Raw genomic sequence first — 17600 nt, 5'->3', positions numbered from 1 at the left:
GACAGCCGAGGTGAACGACGACGCGGACAGTCTGCGTCCCCGGCCCGCGCGGGCGCATTCCGCCGAGGTCCCCGGTGGGGGTGGGGCTAGGCCCACCCCCGTTCGGGAGCCAGACGGATTCTGACCGGGCGCGGCCGTCCATAGCGTTTTCCCCGTCACCGCAACACAGTCGGAAAGGCGGGCGAAATGCCGGTCATCGAGGTCACCAACCTGCACAAGCGCTACCCCGGCAAGGTCGCCGTCCACGACGTGTCGTTCAGCGTCGAGCGTGGCGAGATCTTCGGCATCCTCGGCCCGAACGGGGCCGGCAAGACCACCACCGTGGAGTCGGTGATCGGGCTGCGCAAGCCCGACGGCGGCACGATCTCGGTGCTCGGCATGGACCCGGTCCGGGACCGCGACGGGGTCCGCAGCCGGGTCGGCGTGCAGCTGCAGCAGAGCGAGCTGCCGGAGCGGATGCGGGTGCGCGAAGCCCTGGAGCTCTACAGCTCCTTCTACCCCGACCCCGCCGACTGGCGGGAGCTCGTCGAGCAGCTGGGCATCGCGGACAAGGCCGACACCGCCTTCCGCAAGCTCTCCGGCGGGCAGAAGCAGCGGTTGTCCATCGCGCTCGCGCTGGTCGGCAACCCGGAGGTCGCGGTGCTCGACGAACTCACCACCGGGCTCGACCCGCAGGCCCGCCGGGACACCTGGGAGGTCATCCAGCGGGTTCGGGACCGCGGCGTCACCGTCCTGCTGGTCACGCACTTCATGGAAGAGGCCGAGTACCTCTGCGACCGGCTCTCGCTGATCGACGCGGGGCGCGTGGTCGCCACCGACAGCCCGACCGGGCTGATCGCGCGGGTGGACAGCGGCACGCGGCTGCGCTTCCGGGTCTCCGGGCCTTTCGACCCCGCAGTGCTGACCGCGCTCCCCTGCGTGACCGGGGTGCGCAGGACGGGTCCGCAGGTGCAGGTCACAGGAACAGGGGACCTGCTCGCCCAGGTCTCCGCCGCGCTGGGAACGGCCGGGATCACCGCTGCGGACATGCGCACCGAGCACACCACCCTTGACGACGCCTTCCTGGCGCTGACCGGCCGCCAGCTGGCCGGCTGAGAAACGGGAGAGATGACGATGAACCGCCTGGCCCGCATCACCTCGGTCGAGCTCCGCCTCTTCCTGCGGGAGCCGATGACCGTCTTCTTCGGCATCGCGTTGCCGCCCCTGCTGCTGGTGATCTTCGGATCGATCCCGTCCTTCGCCGCGCCCAACCCGGACTTCGGCGGGGAACGCTTCATCGACGTGTACGCCCCCGCGCTGATCGCGACGTCGCTGGCGATGCTGGCGCTGAGCTCGCTGCCGACGATCCTGGCCTCCTACCGGGAGAAGGGGGTCCTGCGGCGGCTGGCCACCACGCCGGTCAGACCGGGGTTCCTGCTGACCGCGCAGGTGGTGTCGCACCTGTTGATGGCTCTGGTCTCGATCGCCCTGCTGCTGGTGATCGGCGCGACCGCGTTCGACCTGCCGTTGCCCGCGAACGTGCCCGGTTTCCTGATCGCCGTCGTACTCGCGACGACCGCGGTGTTCGCCGTCGGCCTGCTCATCGCCGCGCTGGCCAGGACCGGCCGCCTGGCCTCCGGGATCGGCTCCCTGCTGTTCTTCCCGGTGGCCTTCCTCGCCGGGCTGTGGACGCCCGGTCCGGTGATGCCGGAGTTCCTGCGCACCATCGCCTCGTTCAGCCCGCTCGGCGCGGGCAGCCAGGCGATCAAGGCCGCGTGGGCCGGCGCGTGGCCGCAGCCGCTGCACCTGCTGGTGATGCTGGGTTTCACCGCGCTGGCCGGGCTGGCGGCGGCCCGCTGGTTCCGCTGGGAGTAGCGGGGAACGGGAACCGGCCGGAGCGGCGGGTTCGGCGGCTGTCTACCGTGACAGCCATGTCCGAGCTCGCCGCTCTTTCCGCGCGTTTGCGCGCCTTCGCCGCCGCCAGGAAGTGGGAACCGTTCCACACGCCGAAGAACCTCGCGATGGCACTGGCGGGCGAGGCCGGTGAGGTCCTCGCCGAGCTGCAGTGGCTCAGCGACGCCGAGATCGCCGAGGGCCTGGCTGACGGCGAGCTGAAGCAGCGGCTGGCCGACGAAGCCGCCGACGTCTTCCTCTACCTGATGCAACTGGCGGACGCGAGCGGGATCGACCTGCTCGCCGCGGCGCACGCGAAGATGGACCGCAACGAAGTGCGCTTCCCGGTCTGATCAGTTCCCGCCGAAGTGGCGGTCGAACACCAGCCGCTGCGCCTCCGCCAGCCCGACCGCGATGGCCCCGGAGAGCACCGCGTCCTCGCCGAGTTCTCCTTCGACGATGCGCGGCGAGAGCGGGGTGAACCCGCGCAGCGCGCGGTGCAGCGGTTCGAGCAGCAGATCGCCGTTGCGGCCGACCCCGCCGCCGAGCACCACCAGTTCGGGGTCGATCACGGCGGCCACCGACGCGACGCCGTAGGCCAGCCGCACGGCGATCAGCTCGACGGCGCGCAGCGCCTGACCGTCGCCCGCGCGGGCCGCGTCGAAGACCTCGCGGGCGCTCTCGGGCTCCTCGACCCCGAAGGCCGCGGCGAGTTCGACGACCGAGCGCGCGGCGGAGACGCGTTCGAGCATGCCGCCCGGCGGCGGGGAGAGCTCGCCGGAGAGCAACATCGCCTCGTCGAAGCGTCCGTAGGGCAGGTAGCCGATCTCCCCCGCCGCGCCGTTCGCGCCGCGGAAGAGCTTGCCGTCCACCACGATGCCCATGCCGAGGCCGGTGCCCACGGTGATCAGCACGAAGGAGTTCGCGCCGCGCGCCGCGCCCGACTCCCGTTCTCCCAGGGCGGCGAGGTTGGCGTCGTTCTCCACCATCAGCCCGGCGCCGAGTTCCGCCTCCAGCTCGTCGAGCAGTCCCCTGCGTCCCCAGCCGGGCAGGTTCGGCGCGTGCTGGAGGGCCCGGTTGCCGCGGTCGGGCACTCCTGGGCTGCCGACCACCTTGACGACCACGTCGTCCAGCGTGCGGCCCGCGCTCTCCAGCAGCTCCTCGGCCAGCTTGCGCACCGCGCGCACCAGGGAACTGGCGGACCGGCACCGGTTGCGCTCGTCCCGGTTGGCGATCAGCGTGCCGCTGAGGTCGACCACGCTCAACCGGATGCGCTCCCGGCCGATGTCGACCGCGAGCACGTGCCCGGCGGTCGGGTCGGCCTCGTAGACCACGGCGGAGCGGCCCGGTCCGGCCGAGGTGCGACCGGTGGCGCGGACCAGTCCCGCCTCTTCGAGCCCGAGCAGGGCCTGGCCGACGGTGGGCTTGGACAGCCCGGTGTCCTTGGCGATCTGGGGCCGGGTGGCCGGGCCGGTGTGCCGCAGCCGCTCCAGCACGGCGCGCTGGTTGAGCGTTCGCATGCTCGACGGGGTGCCGAGGGGTGGGGTCAAGGCGACCTGCCTTCGTCCGAGGACCACGGAGTCTATTCAGCGCGCTGCACGAGCGGAGGATTCCCTTCCCTCCCAGCATATGTTAAGAAGTCTTCCAAATCGGCCCAGGAGGTTCGTCGTGGCAGGTGTCTCCCCACCAGCGTCCGAGTCACCTTCGGCGGACGGCGGCTTCGAGCGGCGGATCGGTCTCCTCCAGGCCACCGGGATCAACATGACCCAGATGTGCGGGATCGGCCCGTTCATCACGATCCCCGGCATGATCGCGGCGATGAACGGGCCGCAGGCCATGTTCGGCTGGCTGATCGGCGCGATCATCGTCCTGGCCGACGGGCTGGTCTGGGCCGAACTGGGCGCCGCGATGCCCGGCGCCGGTGGCACCTACCTCTACCTGCGCGAGGCGTTCCAGTACCGGACCGGAAGGCTGATGCCGTTCCTGTTCACCTGGACCGCGATGCTGTTCATCCCGCTGATCATGTCGACCGGGGTGATCGGGCTCGTCACGTATTTGGGGTACCTGGTCCCGGGTCTGGTGGACGCGGAGGGGGCGACCACCTTCGCCGGGCACGCGGTCGGCATCGGCGTGGTGGCACTGGTCGTGCTGCTGCTCTACCGCAGGATCGGCGAGATCACCCGGCTCACCACGGTGCTGTTCGGCGTGATGCTGGTGTCGGTGGTGGCGGTGATCGTCGCGGCGTACACGAACTGGCACGCGGACCTGGCGTTCGCCTTCACCCCGGGCGCGTTCTCCCTGGACGGCGGTTCCTTCTGGCTCGGCCTGGGGGCGGGCCTGATGATCGCCGTCTACGACTACCTCGGCTACAACACCAGTGCCTACCTGGGGGCGGAGATCCGCGACCCGGGCCGGACGATCCCGCGCTCGATCGTGCTGTCGATCCTGGGGATCATGTCGCTGTACTTCGTGCTCCAGGTCGGCATCCTCGGCGTGCTGCCGTGGGAGGAGGCGGCCAAGCCCGGCCCGATCGCCTCCACCGTCGTCGAGCACAACTGGGGTGCCACCGCCGCGCAGGTCCTCACCGCGCTCGTGGTGGTGACCGCGTTCGCGTCGGTCTTCGCGGGACTGCTCGGCGGTTCCCGCGTGCCCTACAACGCGGCCAAGGACGGGGTGTTCCTGTCCTGGTTCGGCAAGCTGCACCCGCGCCTGCACTTCCCGCACGTCGGCCTGCTGGCGATGGGCGTGGTGACCGCGGTCGGCTCGCTGCTCGACCTCGCCACCGTGATCGCCATGCTGACCGCGGTGTTCGTGCTCGTGCAGTCCATCGCCCAGGTGCTCGCCCTGATCGTGCTGCGCAGGCGGCAGCCGGACCTGGCGCGGCCCTACCGCCAGTGGCTCTACCCCGTGCCGTGCCTGATCGCGCTGCTCGGCTGGGGCTTCGTCTACGTCCACTCCGGACAGCAGGAGATCCCCGGCACCGGGATCAACCAGTTCGTGCTGTCCCTCGGTTGGGTGGGTCTGGGCGTGCTCGCGTTCCTGGTCTGGGCGCGGCGTGAGGGCTCGTGGCCGTTCGGCCCCAAGGAGATCCGCGAGGAGTTCCTGAGCAGGTCGTGACTTTGTCCCGCCCCGATCGGGACACCTGCTCCCGTGACCGGGCGGGGTACCACCGGCACACTGGGCGGGTGGTCGACCAAGACGCTCGGGTGGACCAGAAGAAACCCCAGCACCGCACGTTCTGGTCGAGGTTCCCGCACAGGACCGTACCGCTCGCGGCCGCTTCCCTGGTCCTGCTCGCGCTCAGCGTGCTCTGCTTCTGGTCGCGCGCCGTCGCGCCGTCCGACGGCACCGTCATCAACGTCGGCGACCTGGCCTTCACCGGCGGCAAGGTCGTGGTCCAGCAGGTCCGCCCGGGCAGCCCGCTGCGCCACGAGGACCAGATCCTCGAGATCGACGGGCGCGTGCTCGCCGATCAAGCCCGTCCCGGAGCGCTGGACGCCGAGGTGGGTGAACAGCTGACCTACGTCGTGCTGCGCGACGGTCAGCGGATGCCGGTCCCGGTCATGCTCCAGCCGTACCCGGTGGTCTCAGCGCTGGCCAACCAGTGGCCGATGGTGCTGCTGATCTCGATCATCGTCAGCGTCGCGCTGTTCATCTACGCCAACCGGCCGAGGGACCCGGCCGCCCGCGCGTCGCTGATGATCGCGATGACCTCGCAGTTCTGCAGCGCGGGCAGCGGCTACTTCAAGCTGGAGGCGCTGGACCTGGTCGCCGGGACGCAGTTCTGGCGCTGGTACCTCGCACAGATCGGGTTCGCGCTGCTCTGGGGCTCGATCCTGCACTTCGCGCTGTCCTTCCCCACCGCACTGGCCTCGCGGCGGCGCAGGCTCTGGGTGGCGCTCGCCTACCTCGGCCCGCTGCTGCTCTACCTGGGTGATGTCGCGGTGCGGCTGCCGTGGGCCACGACCGCGCTCACGCGCTGGGAACTCGTCGGCGCTCCGGTGCGCCTGCTGGTCTTCGTCTATCCGGCACTGGTGTTCGTGATGCTGGTGTACCGCTACCACACGTGCGAGGACACCCTCGCGAAGCAGCGATTGCGATGGCTGGCTGCAACTTTGGGCGGAGCGTCGCTGCTCTACGTGCTGTTGTGGATAGCACCGGAGGTGCTGTGGGGCACGCAGCCAGTACCACGGGAGCTGTATCCCGTCGTCTTCATGCCCGCGCCACTGGCGCTCGCAGCAGCGGTTTTGCGCTACCACGCGCTGAACATCGAGGTCGTCGTCAGTCGCTCGTTGGCCTACGCGTTCCTGTCCGCGACCGTGGGCGTGGGCTACGCGGCGATCGTCAGCATCCTCTCTACGACCCTGCCGAGGGTGAACAGCCTGTGGCACCAGGCCATCGCCGCGGGTGTGGCGGCCGCGCTGACGCTGCCACTGCGAGACCGCGTGCACGCCATGATCAACCAGCGTCTCTTCGGCGCGCGACAGGACCCGTACCGCGTTGTCTCCGTGCTCTCCGACCGCCTTCAAGGCACCAAGACGCCGAAGGAGACCGTGCAAGCCGTCGTGGAAACCGTGGGACAAGCACTGCGCCTTCCCTACGCGGCAATCGAACTGCGGCGCGGTGAAGGTTCTGAGCAAGTGGCGGTCTTTGGTACCCCAGTGGGCCTGTTGACTCGTCTTCCCTTGAGCTACCAAGGAGAAGTGCTCGGTGACCTGGTGGTGGCGCGAGGCCCGCGCGAACGCTTCAACCGCAAGGACCGGGCTGTGCTCACCGACATCGCGCGACACGCCGGAGCGATCGTGCACACCGCGCGGTTGACCACCGACCTCGCGCGCAGTCGTGCGGAGATCGTGCAAGCGCGTGAAGAGGAACGACGGCGACTGCTGCACGACCTGCACGACGGGGTCGGTCCCACGCTCGCCGCCGCGACACTGGGACTCCAGGCATCGCGGCGCCTGCTCATCACGAACCCGCCCGCTGCCAAGGACATGCTGCACAGGCTCGAAGACGACCTGCAGAACGCCATCGGCGAGATCCGGCGCGTCGCCAACGAGCTGCGTCCGCCGGTGCTGGACCAACTGGGCCTGGTGACCGCGGTGCGCGAGCACGCGAACACCCTCGCGGGGCGGCTCGGGCCGTTGAGCGTGGAGATGGACCTGCCGGAGGAGCTGCCCGCGTTGCCCGCCGCCGTGGAGGTCGCGGCCTACCGGATCGTGTGCGAGGCGCTGACCAACGTGGCGCGGCACTCGAAGGCGCAGCGCTGCGCGGTCCGGCTCGGGTTGGACGGCGGTCTCACCCTGGAGATCGCCGACGACGGGGTGGGGCTGCCCGCCCGGTACCGGGACGGCGTGGGACTGCACTCGATGCGGGAGCGCGCCGTGGAGCTCGGGGGAAGTTGCACCGTGGAGTCCGAGGCCGGAGGCGGCACCCGCGTGCTCGCCCGCCTGCCGTTGCCAGAAGGGGGATCCTGAGGATGGAGCAGATGCGCGTCCTGGTTGTCGATGACCATCCGCTGTTCCGGTACGGGCTGTGCGCGATGCTGTCGACCGTTCCGGAGATCGAGGTGGTCGGCGAGGCCGCGACGGGCACGGCCGCGGTGTCGCTGGCCGCGTCGCTGCAACCGGACGTGGTGGTGATGGACCTGAACATGCCCGACTTCAACGGGGTCGAGGCGAGCAGGCGGATCACCCACACCAGCCCGCACATCGGGGTGCTGGTGCTGACGATGTTCGACGACGACCAGTCGGTGTTCGCCGCGATGCGCGCGGGCGCCCGCGGCTACCTGCTCAAGGGGGCGGGCGAGGACGAGATCGTCCGGGCGATCCGGGCCGTCGGCCAGGGCGAGGCGATCTTCGGCCCGGCCGTGGCCACCCGGCTGCTCGGGTTCTTCGGCAGCACCCCGGCCCAGCCGGTGGAGGCGTTCCCGGAGCTGACCTCGCGGGAGCGGGAGGTGCTGTCGCTGATCGCGCAGGGCGAGAGCAACCCGGCGATCGCGCGGCAGCTGGTGATCAGCCCGAAGACGGTGCGCAACCACGTGTCCAACATCTTCAGCAAGCTGCACGTGGCCGACCGGGCGCAGGCGATCATGCGCGCCCGGGAGGCCGGGTTGTAGCCCTTTCAGGCAAAGACGGGACTCCCGGTCCCATGTGCCCGGGACATCCCCCCGGCCAATGTAGACGCTGCGAACCAAGGCAGGGTCGATCTAGGGGGATCGAAGTGAGCACCTTGATGATGGCCGAACGGCTCTCGCTGCTGCTGCACGCGACGGACGGCATCTCCCGCGCGGGTGTGGCCGCCGCGCTGGGTCCACGACAGGAAGTCCGGTTCGTCAGCGTCGACGAGGCGCGGCCGGACGCGGTGGCCATGGTCGTCACCGACCGCACCGACGCCCGCAGCTCCCAGGTGCTGCGGGAACTGAGGTACCGGGGTTTCACCAAGCTGGTGCTGGTGGCCTCGGAGTTCGACGACGCCGAGTTGCTGACCGCCATCGAGATCGGGGTCTGCGGGGTACTCCGACGGGCGGAGGCGACGCCGGAGGCGTTGCTGCGTCTGGTGCAGGCGGCGGCGGGCGGGGAGAGCAACCTCCCTCCGGAGCTGCTCGGCAGGCTGATCCAGCGTGTGTCCCGGCTGCACCGGCCGGGGTCCCGGCGGGGCGGGGCGATCACGGGGATGACGCCGAGGGAGACCGAGGTCCTGCGCATGGTGGCCGACGGGCTGGACACGCGGGAGATCTCCGAGCGGCTGAACTACTCGCAGCGGACGGTGAAGAGCATCCTGCACGACATCATCAGCCGCTTCCAGCTGCGCAACCGCCCGCACGCGGTGGCGTTCGCCTTGCGGGAGGGACTGATTTGACTCCCGGCCGGCCCGGGTCCGGGGTACCCGGGTGATCGTGGAAGTGGACGAGGCGCTCCGCGCGGCGCTGCGGGAGAACCTGCCGCGCGGAACCCTCGTCCGTTTCGACCCGCCGACCCCGAGCTGGCTGGCCGAGCCCCGTCCCAGGCCGACCGTGCACCTGTTCCTGTTCGAGATCCGCGCGGACGCCGAGCTCCGGTACCTGGTGACGGCGCGGGCGGAGGACATCGAGCGGGAGCACGAGCTGCTCGACCGCGCGCTGAGCATCCTGACCGCGGTGGACGCGGTGCGGCTGGCCGATCCGGGCGGGGGCCAGCTGTGGAGCGCGCTCGGCATGCCAGCGCGGGCCGCCTTCGTGCTCGCGGTCAGCTCACCAGGCTAGTTCGCGGCACGGGGTGGCGCAGTCGGCCGGCTCGACCTGCAACGTGGCGTGCTCGATGTGGTAGTTCTCGGCCAGCAGCCGTTGTGCCGCAAGCAGAACCTCGGTGTGCTCCATACCCGCCTCGGTGATCAGGTGGGCCGACGCGACCTCCATCCCGGAGGTCAGCGTCCACACGTGCAGGTCGTGCACCTCGATCACGCCCTTCAGGGTCAGCAGGTCCGCCTGCACCGAGGCCACGTCCACCCGCTCCGGCGCGTGCTGGAAGAGGATGCGCAGAGCGCCGCGGCCCAGCACGTACGCCCGCGGCAGCACGAACAGGCCGATCGCGACACCGATCAGCGGGTCCGCGTAGCGCCAGCCGAAGAACATCGTCACGAGACCGCTGACCAGCACCCCGACCGAGCCGATCATGTCGGCCATCACTTCGAGGTAGGCGCCGCGGACGTTGATGCTCTCCTTGGCCCCCGACCGGAGCAGGAAGAACGCGATCACGTTCGCGGCGAGGCCGATCAGCGCGACGATCGTGACCGGCAGCCCCGGGACCTCCGGCGGCGTGCCCAGGCGGTCGATCGCCTCGACCAGCACCCCGATCGCGACGCCGAACAGCAGCAGGGTGTTGGCCAGCGCGGCCAGGACCTCGGCCCGGTACATGCCGAACGTCCGCCCCTTGCTGTCGCGGGCCTTGCGGGCGACCAGGATCGCGACCACGGCCAGGGTGATCCCCAGGACGTCGGTGAACACGTGCGCGGAATCCGACAGCAGGGCGAGCGAGGACGTGCTCAGCCCCACCACGACCTGCATGACCAGCGTGAACGCCCCCAGCCCCACCGCGGCGTAGAGCCGGTTCAGATGCTTGGCCGACGCGCTCTCGGGGTTGTTCGCCGCGATGCCGTGCCCATGTCCGTGTCCCATGGGACCTCCTCTCACCCCGAACATATAGCGAGATGCGCATATGAGCAATCGTGCCTTGGCGCACACCGAGGGTGCCCGCGCGAACCCGGTCGACGCATGCGCTAAGCTTCAGCAGTCGCAAGCGCGATGGGCCCCCGTAGCTCAGGGGATAGAGCACCGCCCTCCGGAGGCGGGAGCGCAGGTTCGAATCCTGCCGGGGGCACGCGATCGAGGCGCCGACTATGGTCGGCGCCTTTTTGCTGCTCAAGGACAGAGCACAGCGCTGCATGCACAGGCGGCAGCGCAGGTTCGAATCCCGCCGGGCACCGATCAGACCATCCCTTCCCTTCCAGCCCCGAGTGGATGTCTCACCGTTTCGCCAGGAAAGGTCGCTTCCGGACGACGGCGACGACAGCCACGCCGAGCAGGATGAGCGCGAAGGGGAGCAAGGTCGGGCCCCAGGGCCAGGCAGGGCCTTCGAGAACCAGGCCGTTGGTGGGCAGTTCGAGCACCTTCGCGGTCCAGCGGGCGGTTGCCACGTCGATGTTCCGGGCCAGGTCGCGCAGTGTGGCGTCGAAGGCGAAGCCGCCGTCGTGCACGTACTCGGGTGCCGGCGCGCCAGGAACCGGAGCGATGCGGGCGGAGCCGGGAACGAGCAGACGATCGAGTCGGGGCGCGGCGCCAGCCACATCGCCGCGTGGCACGAAGGTCAGCCCGTGGCGCGAGCGGACCGGTCCGCCGTCGGTGCTCAACGCCAGAGTTCGCGCGGCCAGCGACTGGCTGTGCGGTTCGAACACGGACGCCAGCTCGATTTCGCCGACACCGTTGGTCAGCAGCACGCCGACCGTCGACGGGCTCCAGCGGTAGCCGCCGTTGAAGATCGCCACGACATCTGGCAAGGCGAGCCCGCTCGACACGGGTGGGCCGGCGCGGTAGTGCCGCCACCGCACGGCCGCGGCGGCATTGGCGGCGACGGCGGGACCGGCCAGCCGCTCGATCATGTGCAGTGTGCCGTCGACGCTGGACAGGATGCCTCCCGTGCTGACCAAGGTCCCGTCGTCGACGTAGCGCGCACCGCGAACCCAGTTGACCTTCGGGTAGTTCGCTTCGAACCTGTTGAGCCGCAACCAGTGCGCGGTGGCGCGCCTGCCGTCGAGCAGACCGGCGGAGGCGAGCACGCCCGCTCCGTTGCAGACGGTGAGCATCTGCGCGCCGCGAGCGGACTGCACGCGCAACCAGTCGGTGATGGGCGCAGTGCTGGGCTGACCGACATCCGGCAGCGCGGGAACCACCACCAGATCCGGCGTTCGCGCGAGCGGATCGTCGAAGGTGAGGTCGGGAACGAGGTCGAGGCCGCCGGTCAACGGCAGGAGCACGCGCCGCGCGGCGACGGTGTAGACGTTGAAGCGGCCAGTGGAAGCGAGAATCTCATAGGGGACGAGGACATCCGAGATGACGGCGCCCAGCTCGCCCACGAGGACGACTGCGGTCGGCTTGGCCGGATCGTGCTGGATCGGCGCGGCGGCGGGAACCGCGCGCTCTGGTCCGGGAGCGTGGAAGGCGCCGAACGTCGAGGTGACCGAGACAGCAGCGGACACCCCGGGGACCAGCAGCACGGCGATCAACGCGGCGAGGGCGCGGAGGAAGGTGCGCATGACGGCCTCAGTGCCAGTAGTCGGCGCGGCGCCACAGCATGGCGGCCAGCATCAGCGGGAACATGATCACGTGCCCCACGACCATGAGGGCTGAGCCGGAGAGCACGCCCAGCCAGTGCGGCACCAGCATCGCGACGAACGGCACGTACATCACGGCGGACATCTCGGCGGTCCGGGGCCAGGAGTGGCCGCGGACGCGCATCCACAGCGCCATCGTCACCGTCATGTTGGTGGCCATCACGATCGCGTGCACGTCCGCGCGTGCCGTCCACTCGGCGGGCCAGACCGGCCCGAGCAGCACCATGCCGACGATCATGGCGGCGATCATTTCCACGTAGTGCCCGGCGAAGCGCGCGAGCTTGGCAAGGGTGGGGCGGGGTGTCTCCGTCGTTGTCATCGCGACCTCCGGTTCGGCGGCTTGACTGTCGCGGACAAGCGTCTTCTCCACCTGCCTCCTTGCCCCGTGCCGGAGGTCACGGAAGGGGGTCATGTCGTGGCATGACCGGGGTTCAGAGCAGGCCGAGGGCGCGGGCGCGCAGGGCCGCCTGGGTCCGGTCCCGTGCGCCGAGCTTGGCCAGCACGTTCGTCACGTGGTTCTTCACCGTGCCCTCGGCCAGGTAGAGCGCCGTGGCGATCTCGCGGTTGCTGTGCCCGTCGGCCAGCAGGCGCAGCACCTCCAGTTCGCGCTCGGACAGCGGCACGACCAGCGGTTGCGGGCGTGGCGTCTCGGCGTCGGGCAGCTGGGCGAAGCGGGCGACGACCTTCGCCGCGACCGACGGCTGGAGCACCGACTCGCCGCGGGCCGCCGCGTGGACCGCCTCGACCAGCCGCGCCGAGGAGACGTCCTTGAGCAGGTAGCCGAGCGCACCCGCGCGCAGGGCGGAGAACACGTCCTCGTCGTCGTCGAAGGTCGTCAGCGCGATGACCTGGACGTGGGGGTGCTCGACGCGCAGCCGCCGGGTGGCCGCGACACCGTCGAGCACCGGCATGCGCAGGTCCATCAGCACGACGTCGGGCCCCAGCTCGGCGACCAGGCGCAGCGCTTCGCCGCCGTCGCCCGCCTCGCCGACCACCTCGATGGCGTCGTGGGTGGCCAGCAGCGTCGCCAGCGCCTCGCGGAACAGCGCCTGGTCGTCCACGAGCAGCACTCGCACCGGGCTCATCCCGGCACCTCCACGGTCAGCGTGCGGCCCTGCCCCGGCTCGGCCCGGACGTCCATCCGCCCGCCGAGATGCGTGGCTCGCTCCTGCACCCCCAGCAGGCCGAAACCGGGCTCACCCGGCTCGGCAGCACCCATCCCGTCGTCGCGAACTTCAAGGCGCACAAAGCTTTTCGCGTAGTCGAGCACCAGATCAGCACTCGTGGCGCGAGCGTGCTTGCGAACGTTGGTCAGCCCTTCCTGGGCGGTTCGGTAGAGCGCTTCGCGAACCTCCTCCGCCAGCTGTCGCTCGGCTCCGGAGATCGTCAGGTGCGTGGGCACACCGGCCGCCGAGTTCTCCTCCGCCAACGCACGCAAGGCTTCCGGCAACGGTGGCGTCGAGCGTGGTTCGCGCAGCGTGCTCACTGAACGCCGCACCTCGCCCAGCGCGGTCTCAGCCTGCTGCTGCGCCTTCGCGAGCACTTCGTCGGCCTTGGCGGAATCCTTCGGCAGCACGGCTCGCGCGGCCTTGACCTGCATCTGGATGACCGTGAGCGAATGTCCGAGCCCATCGTGGATGTCGCGCGCCACGCGGTTGCGTTCCTGGGCTGTGGCCAGCTTCTCGGCCTGTGCGGCATAGTCGCGCAACCGCTCGTGTGCCTCAGCGAGTTCGCCGCGCGCCCGCTGTTCCCGTTGCAGGAGCTCGGTAATGACCGCGGCGAACAGCACCGACGCCAGCACACCGAAGCCCTCGCGCAGCGCCTCCGCCCACGGCATTCCCGCGTGTACGAAGGGAACGAGAGCGATCACCAACGCTGTGCCGGGACGTGGAAGCATCAGCACGCACTGGCTCACCAGGACCACGAGGAAGAGCGTGGGGCCGACACCCGGGTCCAGCGCGAACACCGTGAAGGCCAACGGCAGCTGAACCACGACGTACGCCACCGCCCATGCGAGCTGTTCGCGTGCGCGCACCCACACGAACCCGACCGTGCCGAGGACGGTGAACAGTGCTCCCAGTGAGATCGCGGGAACCGCTTCGCCGGATGCGAGCACGCCGAGCACCAACGTGACGAACGCGCCACAGGTCAGCACGGCGAGAGCCCGGTTCATGCGGTCACTGTGCGGGGCGCCGCGGCCGGGGTCAACGACCTCTGCTGACTTGGATACCGATTCGTGGCACTCGATCCCGGCCGAGCAGCCCCGCGAATCCGGGACTTGACGACCCGCTCAGACGTCCACAGTGGATTCTTCCACCCCGAGCAGTGGCAGGCAGGGGTCGAGGCCGTGGATGGTGACGGGGGTGGTGCGGTGCTGCTGCCACGCCACCCTGGTGATGCGCTGCCGGTGCTCGACGGCGAGAGCGCCGCGGATCACCTGGCGGATGATGCCATCGGGCTCGTAGCCGAGTTTGCGGGACACGACCAAGGAAGCGGTGTTGTCCTCGAACGCGCTGGAGACCGCCTCGGCCGCACCGAGACCGGCGAAAGCGAGGTGCAGCACGGCGGCGCGCATCTCGGTGCCGATGCCCTGGCCCTGGAACCGCCGCCCGAGCCAGGAGCCGGTGCTCACCTCGCCGGTGATGGCCAGCTCGCGCGCACCGATGCTCTGCTGGCCGACCACGACGCCATCGCAGAACACGGTCAGGTCCAGCTCCCACTTCCGCGGGGTCATCGCGCCGAGCTGCGCCCAGTGGTGCTGGATGACTCCCCGCGCGACCTCGGCCGGTGGCCGGTCGGTCCAAGCGGCGACGAAGGGCATGACCGCCGGGTCGTGGATGCCGTCGGCGGCGAGGTCGGCCAAGGCGGCCAGCTCCTCGGACGCGGGCAGGCGCAGCTCCAGCCTCGGAGTGGTCAGCCGGAGCCCGACCAACGGGAAGTGATCAACCAGCATGCCCTACCCCCACGCGCCCTCGGTCACCGGTGAACGACCGCGCAGCGGCTCCCACCACGCGCGGTTGTCGGCGTACCAGCGGACAGTCTCACGCACTCCGGCCTCGAACTCCACGGAGTATTCCCAACCCAGCTCTCGGCGGATCTTGGTGGAGTCCAGCAGGTAGCGGCGGTCGTGACCGGGGCGGTCAGGCACCTCCTGCTTCAGCGACGCGGGCAGGTCCAGTTCGTCGAGCACCAGGTTCGCGATCTGCTCGACGCTGGCTTCGACACCGGTGCCCACGTGGTAGGTCTCGCCGATCCGGCCTCGGTCGAGCACGGCGTCGATGGCGCGGACGTGGTCCAGCACGTGGATCCATTCCCGCCGGTTGTCCTTGGACGCGTAGACCGGCAACGGCTTGCCGTCCAGCGCCTTGGTGGTGAACAGCGGCAGCACCTTCTCCGGGAACTGGTGGGAGCCGTAGTTGTTGGCGCAGTTGGTGATGGTGACCGGCAAGCCGAACGTCTCGTAGTACGCGCGCACCGCGTGGTCGGCGCCTGCCTTGCTGGCGTTGTACGGGGTGCGCGGCCGGTAGGGCGACTCCTCGGTGAAGGCCTGCTCGGCGTCCAGCGCCAGGTCGCCGTAGACCTCGCAGGTGGAGATGTGGTGGAAGCGTTCGACGCCGAACCGGCGCGCGGCCTCCAGAAGCGCTTGTGTGCCAAGCACATTCGTGCGGAAGAACCGTCCGGGGTCGAGGATGGCGAGGCTGTTGTGCGACTCGGCGGCGAAGTTGACGACCACGTCGACACCGTGGTCGTGCAACACCTGCTCGGCATCGGCGATGTCGGCGTGCACGAAGGTGATCTGCTCGCGAACGTCGGCCAGGTTGGTCTCGGTGCCCGCGTAGGTCAGGGCGTCCAGCGCGATGATGCTGTCGCCCGGGTGCTCGTGCACCCGATGGCGGACGAAGTGGGAACCGATGAATCCGGCAGCGCCGGTGACGAGCAGACGCATGTCAGCCTTCCTGTTCGACGCCGGTGATCGGCGCGACCCCTGGTGGTTCGGCGGCGGGCCAGCCGCGGAACTCCACCTCCAGCCGGAACCGGTGCCCGAGGTAGCGGTGTTCCGACAGGGCAATGGGTTTGTCGTCCGGCCCGACGGCGAGACGGCGGACGAGCAGCACCGGTGTGGCGGCAGGGACCTCGAGCAGCTCCGCGATGCGCTGCAAGGCGGCCGTGGCGGTGATGCTCTGGCGGACCACGGCGATCTGATGTCCGTTGCGGCGCAAGGTTTCCCAGATGCCGGGGTCCTCGGCGTCCGCGCGGCTGACCGGGGCGGCGAGCGCCAGCGGCACCCACTCGGTGACCACGTCCAGCGGCGTCGAATCGGTTCGTCGCAACGCTTGGACGCGCAGGGTTTCCGTGCCGCCGGGCAGGTCCAGGACACCGGCGACGCTACCGGGCGGGGTGCCGTAGCCGTATTCGACGACCGTGCGCGTGAGCGGGACACCGGCCTCGGCGACCGCCGATCCGGCGTGCTGGAAGGTGCCCAGCGCCAGCGACTGGCCGAAAGAGGCGCCGGAAACGACGTACCAGCCCGCTCCCTTGCGGGAGACCAGCAGGCCTTCCGCGCGGAGCTGTTCCAGTGCCCGCCGCACGGTCACGCGGCTCACGTCGTACCGGCGCCCCAGTTCGGCTTCGCTCTCCAGTGCCCCGGACGCCCCGTAGTCGCCGAGCGCGACCCGTTCTCGCAGCTCACCGGCCAACCACTGCGATCGCGAACCTGTCATAACCTGTATCATACAGGCCCGAACAGTGGGGCAGGGGCTGCTACTCGACGACGAAGCGCTGGGTGGCGGTCTCCTGCTCGCCGTCGCAGGCCATGACGGCGATGTAGGTGCCGGGCTTCACGTTGGTGAAGAAGGTCGACCACGTGCCGTTGGCGTAGGTCATCTCCTTGATCTCCTCGGGCTCGGTGCCGTCGACGAAGCCGTACCAGCCGTGCGCCTTGGGAGCCTCGTTCGGGCAGCCGCCGCTGAGGTCCACGGAACCTTCCGTCACCGTGACGGTGAGCTTGGGAGGCACGGCGTTGCCGGTTCCGGCGGTCACGACGGCGAGCGAGGTCGCGGCCAGAACGGCCAGGCCGAGCGTGCGCTGGATCTTCCTCATGGTGGAGCAACTCCCTCTTGGTGTTTCGCGTTGACGTGAGGTGTGATGCCGCCCCGGGCGGAGGAGTTGGAGTGGTCTGGGCGACTCACTTGATCGGGTGAGCTGGGCCGTGCGGAACTGTGACAGTTGGTCGAGGATTCGTGACAGAACGGCGAACAGGCCGGAAAGGTCGGCTCGGATCTTGGAGGCATGACCGAATCCCGTGCCATTCCTGATCGTCCCCGTGACCGTCTGATGAGGGTGGGCACGCGGGTGCTCGCCGTGTTGATGCTGCCGGTGGCGTTCGTCCGCGCTCCCGGGCGAGCGCGCCACCTCGCGTGCCAGTGGGCGCTGCGCCTGAGATATCCCACGGAGAACCTGGACGGGCTGGACCCGCGCGCTCGGAAGGCGTTCGAGGCGGCCCGGACGCAAGCCTTCTGGCAGGACGGCCAGCTCATCGGGCTGACGTCGGGGCACCGCGACGCGGCCGAGCAGTACCGCATGTTCATGGAGGAGGTGCGCAGGAGCGGTTCCTGGGGCGCGGCCCGGCGAACGGTTCTGCCGCCGGAGGAGTCGAGCCACGTGCGCGGAATCGCGATGGACGTGCGGCCGACGGAAGGCGCGTACTGGCTGGAGCTGCACGGCGGCCGCTACGACCTGTACCGGACCTACGACAACGAATGGTGGCACTTCGAGTACCGCCCGGAAACGGACGGCAGGCCGCCCGTGCGGATGCCGCACCCGGGCGCGGCGCCCTACCATTCGGCCACCTGTTGATCGTCGGC

19 protein-coding genes and 1 tRNA gene are annotated in these 17600 nt (G+C 70.1%); 10 read left to right on the top strand and 10 right to left on the bottom strand.

Going from position 1 to position 17600, the window contains the following annotated elements; all coding sequences use genetic code 11:
- Positions 1–186: 186 nt before the first annotated feature.
- Genes BLT28_RS33490 through BLT28_RS33480 form a run of 3 tightly spaced genes read left to right on the top strand, consistent with a single transcriptional unit; the run spans position 187 to position 2225 of the window.
- Positions 187–1095: an ABC transporter ATP-binding protein gene (locus tag BLT28_RS33490; RefSeq protein WP_030426658.1), complete on the top strand. Its 909-nt coding sequence runs from the start codon at positions 187–189 to the stop codon at positions 1093–1095.
- 12 nt (positions 1096–1107) lie between these two features.
- A complete protein-coding gene (locus BLT28_RS33485; protein ID WP_231950510.1) occupies positions 1108–1854 on the top strand; it encodes an ABC transporter permease in 747 nt (248 codons plus the stop codon).
- Between the two features lie 56 nt (positions 1855–1910).
- The gene (locus tag BLT28_RS33480) at positions 1911–2225 is read left to right on the top strand and encodes a nucleotide pyrophosphohydrolase (protein ID WP_030426660.1); all 315 of its coding nucleotides are present in this window, start codon (positions 1911–1913) and stop codon (positions 2223–2225) included.
- On the opposite strand, the gene BLT28_RS33475 is transcribed toward BLT28_RS33480, so the two are convergent.
- A complete protein-coding gene (locus BLT28_RS33475) occupies positions 2226–3392 on the bottom strand; it encodes an ROK family transcriptional regulator (protein WP_052406734.1) in 1167 nt (388 codons plus the stop codon).
- Positions 3393–3540: 148 nt separating this feature from the next.
- Between BLT28_RS33475 and BLT28_RS33470 the strand changes: the two genes are divergently transcribed.
- The 5 genes from BLT28_RS33470 to BLT28_RS33450 all read left to right on the top strand — a co-directional run bounded on the left by BLT28_RS33470 (position 3541) and on the right by BLT28_RS33450 (position 9112).
- Complete coding sequence (locus BLT28_RS33470; RefSeq protein ID WP_052406735.1) at positions 3541–4989, top strand: APC family permease; 1449 nt, start codon at positions 3541–3543, stop codon at positions 4987–4989.
- A gap of 68 nt (positions 4990–5057) precedes the next feature.
- Positions 5058–7346, top strand: coding sequence for a histidine kinase (locus tag BLT28_RS42275; protein WP_156050392.1), 2289 nt, complete (start codon positions 5058–5060; stop codon positions 7344–7346).
- A gap of 2 nt (positions 7347–7348) precedes the next feature.
- On the top strand, positions 7349–7987 hold the full coding sequence (locus BLT28_RS33460) for a response regulator (protein WP_030426664.1): 639 nt from the start codon (positions 7349–7351) through the stop codon (positions 7985–7987).
- 113 nt (positions 7988–8100) lie between these two features.
- A complete protein-coding gene (locus tag BLT28_RS33455; RefSeq protein WP_407638834.1) occupies positions 8101–8730 on the top strand; it encodes a response regulator transcription factor in 630 nt (209 codons plus the stop codon).
- A gap of 31 nt (positions 8731–8761) precedes the next feature.
- Positions 8762–9112, top strand: a complete 351-nt coding sequence (locus BLT28_RS33450; protein WP_030426666.1) for a Pvc16 family protein — start codon at positions 8762–8764, stop codon at positions 9110–9112.
- Here the strand turns inward: BLT28_RS33450 and BLT28_RS33445 are convergent.
- Positions 9101–10024 carry a cation diffusion facilitator family transporter gene (locus BLT28_RS33445; protein ID WP_030426667.1) on the bottom strand — a complete coding sequence of 308 codons (924 nt, stop codon included), beginning with the start codon at positions 10022–10024 and terminating at the stop codon, positions 9101–9103. The two genes, BLT28_RS33450 and BLT28_RS33445, sit on opposite strands and share 12 nt — an antisense overlap.
- Before the next feature lie 130 nt (positions 10025–10154).
- On the opposite strand from BLT28_RS33445, the gene BLT28_RS33440 reads away from it, so the two are divergent.
- A tRNA-Arg gene (locus BLT28_RS33440) sits at positions 10155–10226 on the top strand.
- A gap of 145 nt (positions 10227–10371) precedes the next feature.
- On the opposite strand, the gene BLT28_RS33435 is transcribed toward BLT28_RS33440, so the two are convergent.
- From BLT28_RS33435 to BLT28_RS33400, 8 genes are all read right to left on the bottom strand, one after another.
- The gene (locus tag BLT28_RS33435) at positions 10372–11658 is read right to left on the bottom strand and encodes a DJ-1/PfpI family protein (RefSeq protein ID WP_030426668.1); all 1287 of its coding nucleotides are present in this window, start codon (positions 11656–11658) and stop codon (positions 10372–10374) included.
- 7 nt (positions 11659–11665) lie between these two features.
- Complete coding sequence (locus BLT28_RS33430) at positions 11666–12106, bottom strand: hypothetical protein (RefSeq protein WP_231950509.1); 441 nt, start codon at positions 12104–12106, stop codon at positions 11666–11668.
- Positions 12107–12167: 61 nt separating this feature from the next.
- Complete coding sequence (locus BLT28_RS33425) at positions 12168–12821, bottom strand: response regulator (RefSeq protein WP_030426670.1); 654 nt, start codon at positions 12819–12821, stop codon at positions 12168–12170.
- The gene (locus tag BLT28_RS33420) at positions 12818–13909 is read right to left on the bottom strand and encodes a sensor histidine kinase (protein WP_030426671.1); all 1092 of its coding nucleotides are present in this window, start codon (positions 13907–13909) and stop codon (positions 12818–12820) included. Before BLT28_RS33420 ends, BLT28_RS33425 begins: the two co-directional genes overlap by 4 nt.
- 117 nt (positions 13910–14026) lie before the next feature.
- A complete protein-coding gene (locus BLT28_RS33415) occupies positions 14027–14689 on the bottom strand; it encodes a GNAT family N-acetyltransferase (RefSeq protein ID WP_030426672.1) in 663 nt (220 codons plus the stop codon).
- A gap of 3 nt (positions 14690–14692) precedes the next feature.
- Positions 14693–15682: a dTDP-glucose 4,6-dehydratase gene (gene rfbB, locus BLT28_RS33410; RefSeq protein ID WP_030426673.1), complete on the bottom strand. Its 990-nt coding sequence runs from the start codon at positions 15680–15682 to the stop codon at positions 14693–14695.
- Between the two features lies 1 nt (position 15683).
- The gene (locus tag BLT28_RS33405) at positions 15684–16457 is read right to left on the bottom strand and encodes a GntR family transcriptional regulator (protein ID WP_162184777.1); all 774 of its coding nucleotides are present in this window, start codon (positions 16455–16457) and stop codon (positions 15684–15686) included.
- Between the two features lie 40 nt (positions 16458–16497).
- Positions 16498–16836: a hypothetical protein gene (locus tag BLT28_RS33400; protein WP_030426675.1), complete on the bottom strand. Its 339-nt coding sequence runs from the start codon at positions 16834–16836 to the stop codon at positions 16498–16500.
- Between the two features lie 234 nt (positions 16837–17070).
- Here BLT28_RS33400 and vanY-N point away from each other — a divergent pair, with 234 nt between their 5' ends.
- Entirely contained in the window at positions 17071–17592 is a 522-nt protein-coding gene (vanY-N, locus tag BLT28_RS33395; RefSeq protein ID WP_231950508.1) for a D,D-peptidase/D,D-carboxypeptidase VanY-N, read from the top strand.
- The last annotated feature ends 8 nt before the right edge of the window (positions 17593–17600 follow it).

This window comes from Allokutzneria albata (genome assembly GCF_900103775.1).
GTDB lineage: Bacteria > Actinomycetota > Actinomycetes > Mycobacteriales > Pseudonocardiaceae > Allokutzneria > Allokutzneria albata.
This window is presented reverse-complemented; position numbering and strand designations above follow the sequence as displayed.

Coding starts and splice junctions, on each gene's coding strand:
- BLT28_RS33490 (WP_030426658.1), top strand. CDS start 187: ATGCCGGTCATCGAGGTCACCAACCTGCACAAGCGCTACCCCGGCAAG.
- BLT28_RS33485 (WP_231950510.1), top strand. CDS start 1,108: ATGACGATGAACCGCCTGGCCCGCATCACCTCGGTCGAGCTCCGCCTC.
- BLT28_RS33480 (WP_030426660.1), top strand. CDS start 1,911: ATGTCCGAGCTCGCCGCTCTTTCCGCGCGTTTGCGCGCCTTCGCCGCC.
- BLT28_RS33475 (WP_052406734.1), bottom strand. CDS start 3,392: ATGCGAACGCTCAACCAGCGCGCCGTGCTGGAGCGGCTGCGGCACACC.
- BLT28_RS33460 (WP_030426664.1), top strand. CDS start 7,349: ATGGAGCAGATGCGCGTCCTGGTTGTCGATGACCATCCGCTGTTCCGG.
- BLT28_RS33445 (WP_030426667.1), bottom strand. CDS start 10,024: ATGGGACACGGACATGGGCACGGCATCGCGGCGAACAACCCCGAGAGC.
- BLT28_RS33435 (WP_030426668.1), bottom strand. CDS start 11,658: ATGCGCACCTTCCTCCGCGCCCTCGCCGCGTTGATCGCCGTGCTGCTG.
- BLT28_RS33425 (WP_030426670.1), bottom strand. CDS start 12,821: ATGAGCCCGGTGCGAGTGCTGCTCGTGGACGACCAGGCGCTGTTCCGC.
- BLT28_RS33420 (WP_030426671.1), bottom strand. CDS start 13,909: ATGAACCGGGCTCTCGCCGTGCTGACCTGTGGCGCGTTCGTCACGTTG.
- BLT28_RS33415 (WP_030426672.1), bottom strand. CDS start 14,689: ATGCTGGTTGATCACTTCCCGTTGGTCGGGCTCCGGCTGACCACTCCG.
- rfbB (WP_030426673.1), bottom strand. CDS start 15,682: ATGCGTCTGCTCGTCACCGGCGCTGCCGGATTCATCGGTTCCCACTTC.
- BLT28_RS33405 (WP_162184777.1), bottom strand. CDS start 16,457: ATGACAGGTTCGCGATCGCAGTGGTTGGCCGGTGAGCTGCGAGAACGG.
- BLT28_RS33400 (WP_030426675.1), bottom strand. CDS start 16,836: ATGAGGAAGATCCAGCGCACGCTCGGCCTGGCCGTTCTGGCCGCGACC.
- vanY-N (WP_231950508.1), top strand. CDS start 17,071: ATGAGGGTGGGCACGCGGGTGCTCGCCGTGTTGATGCTGCCGGTGGCG.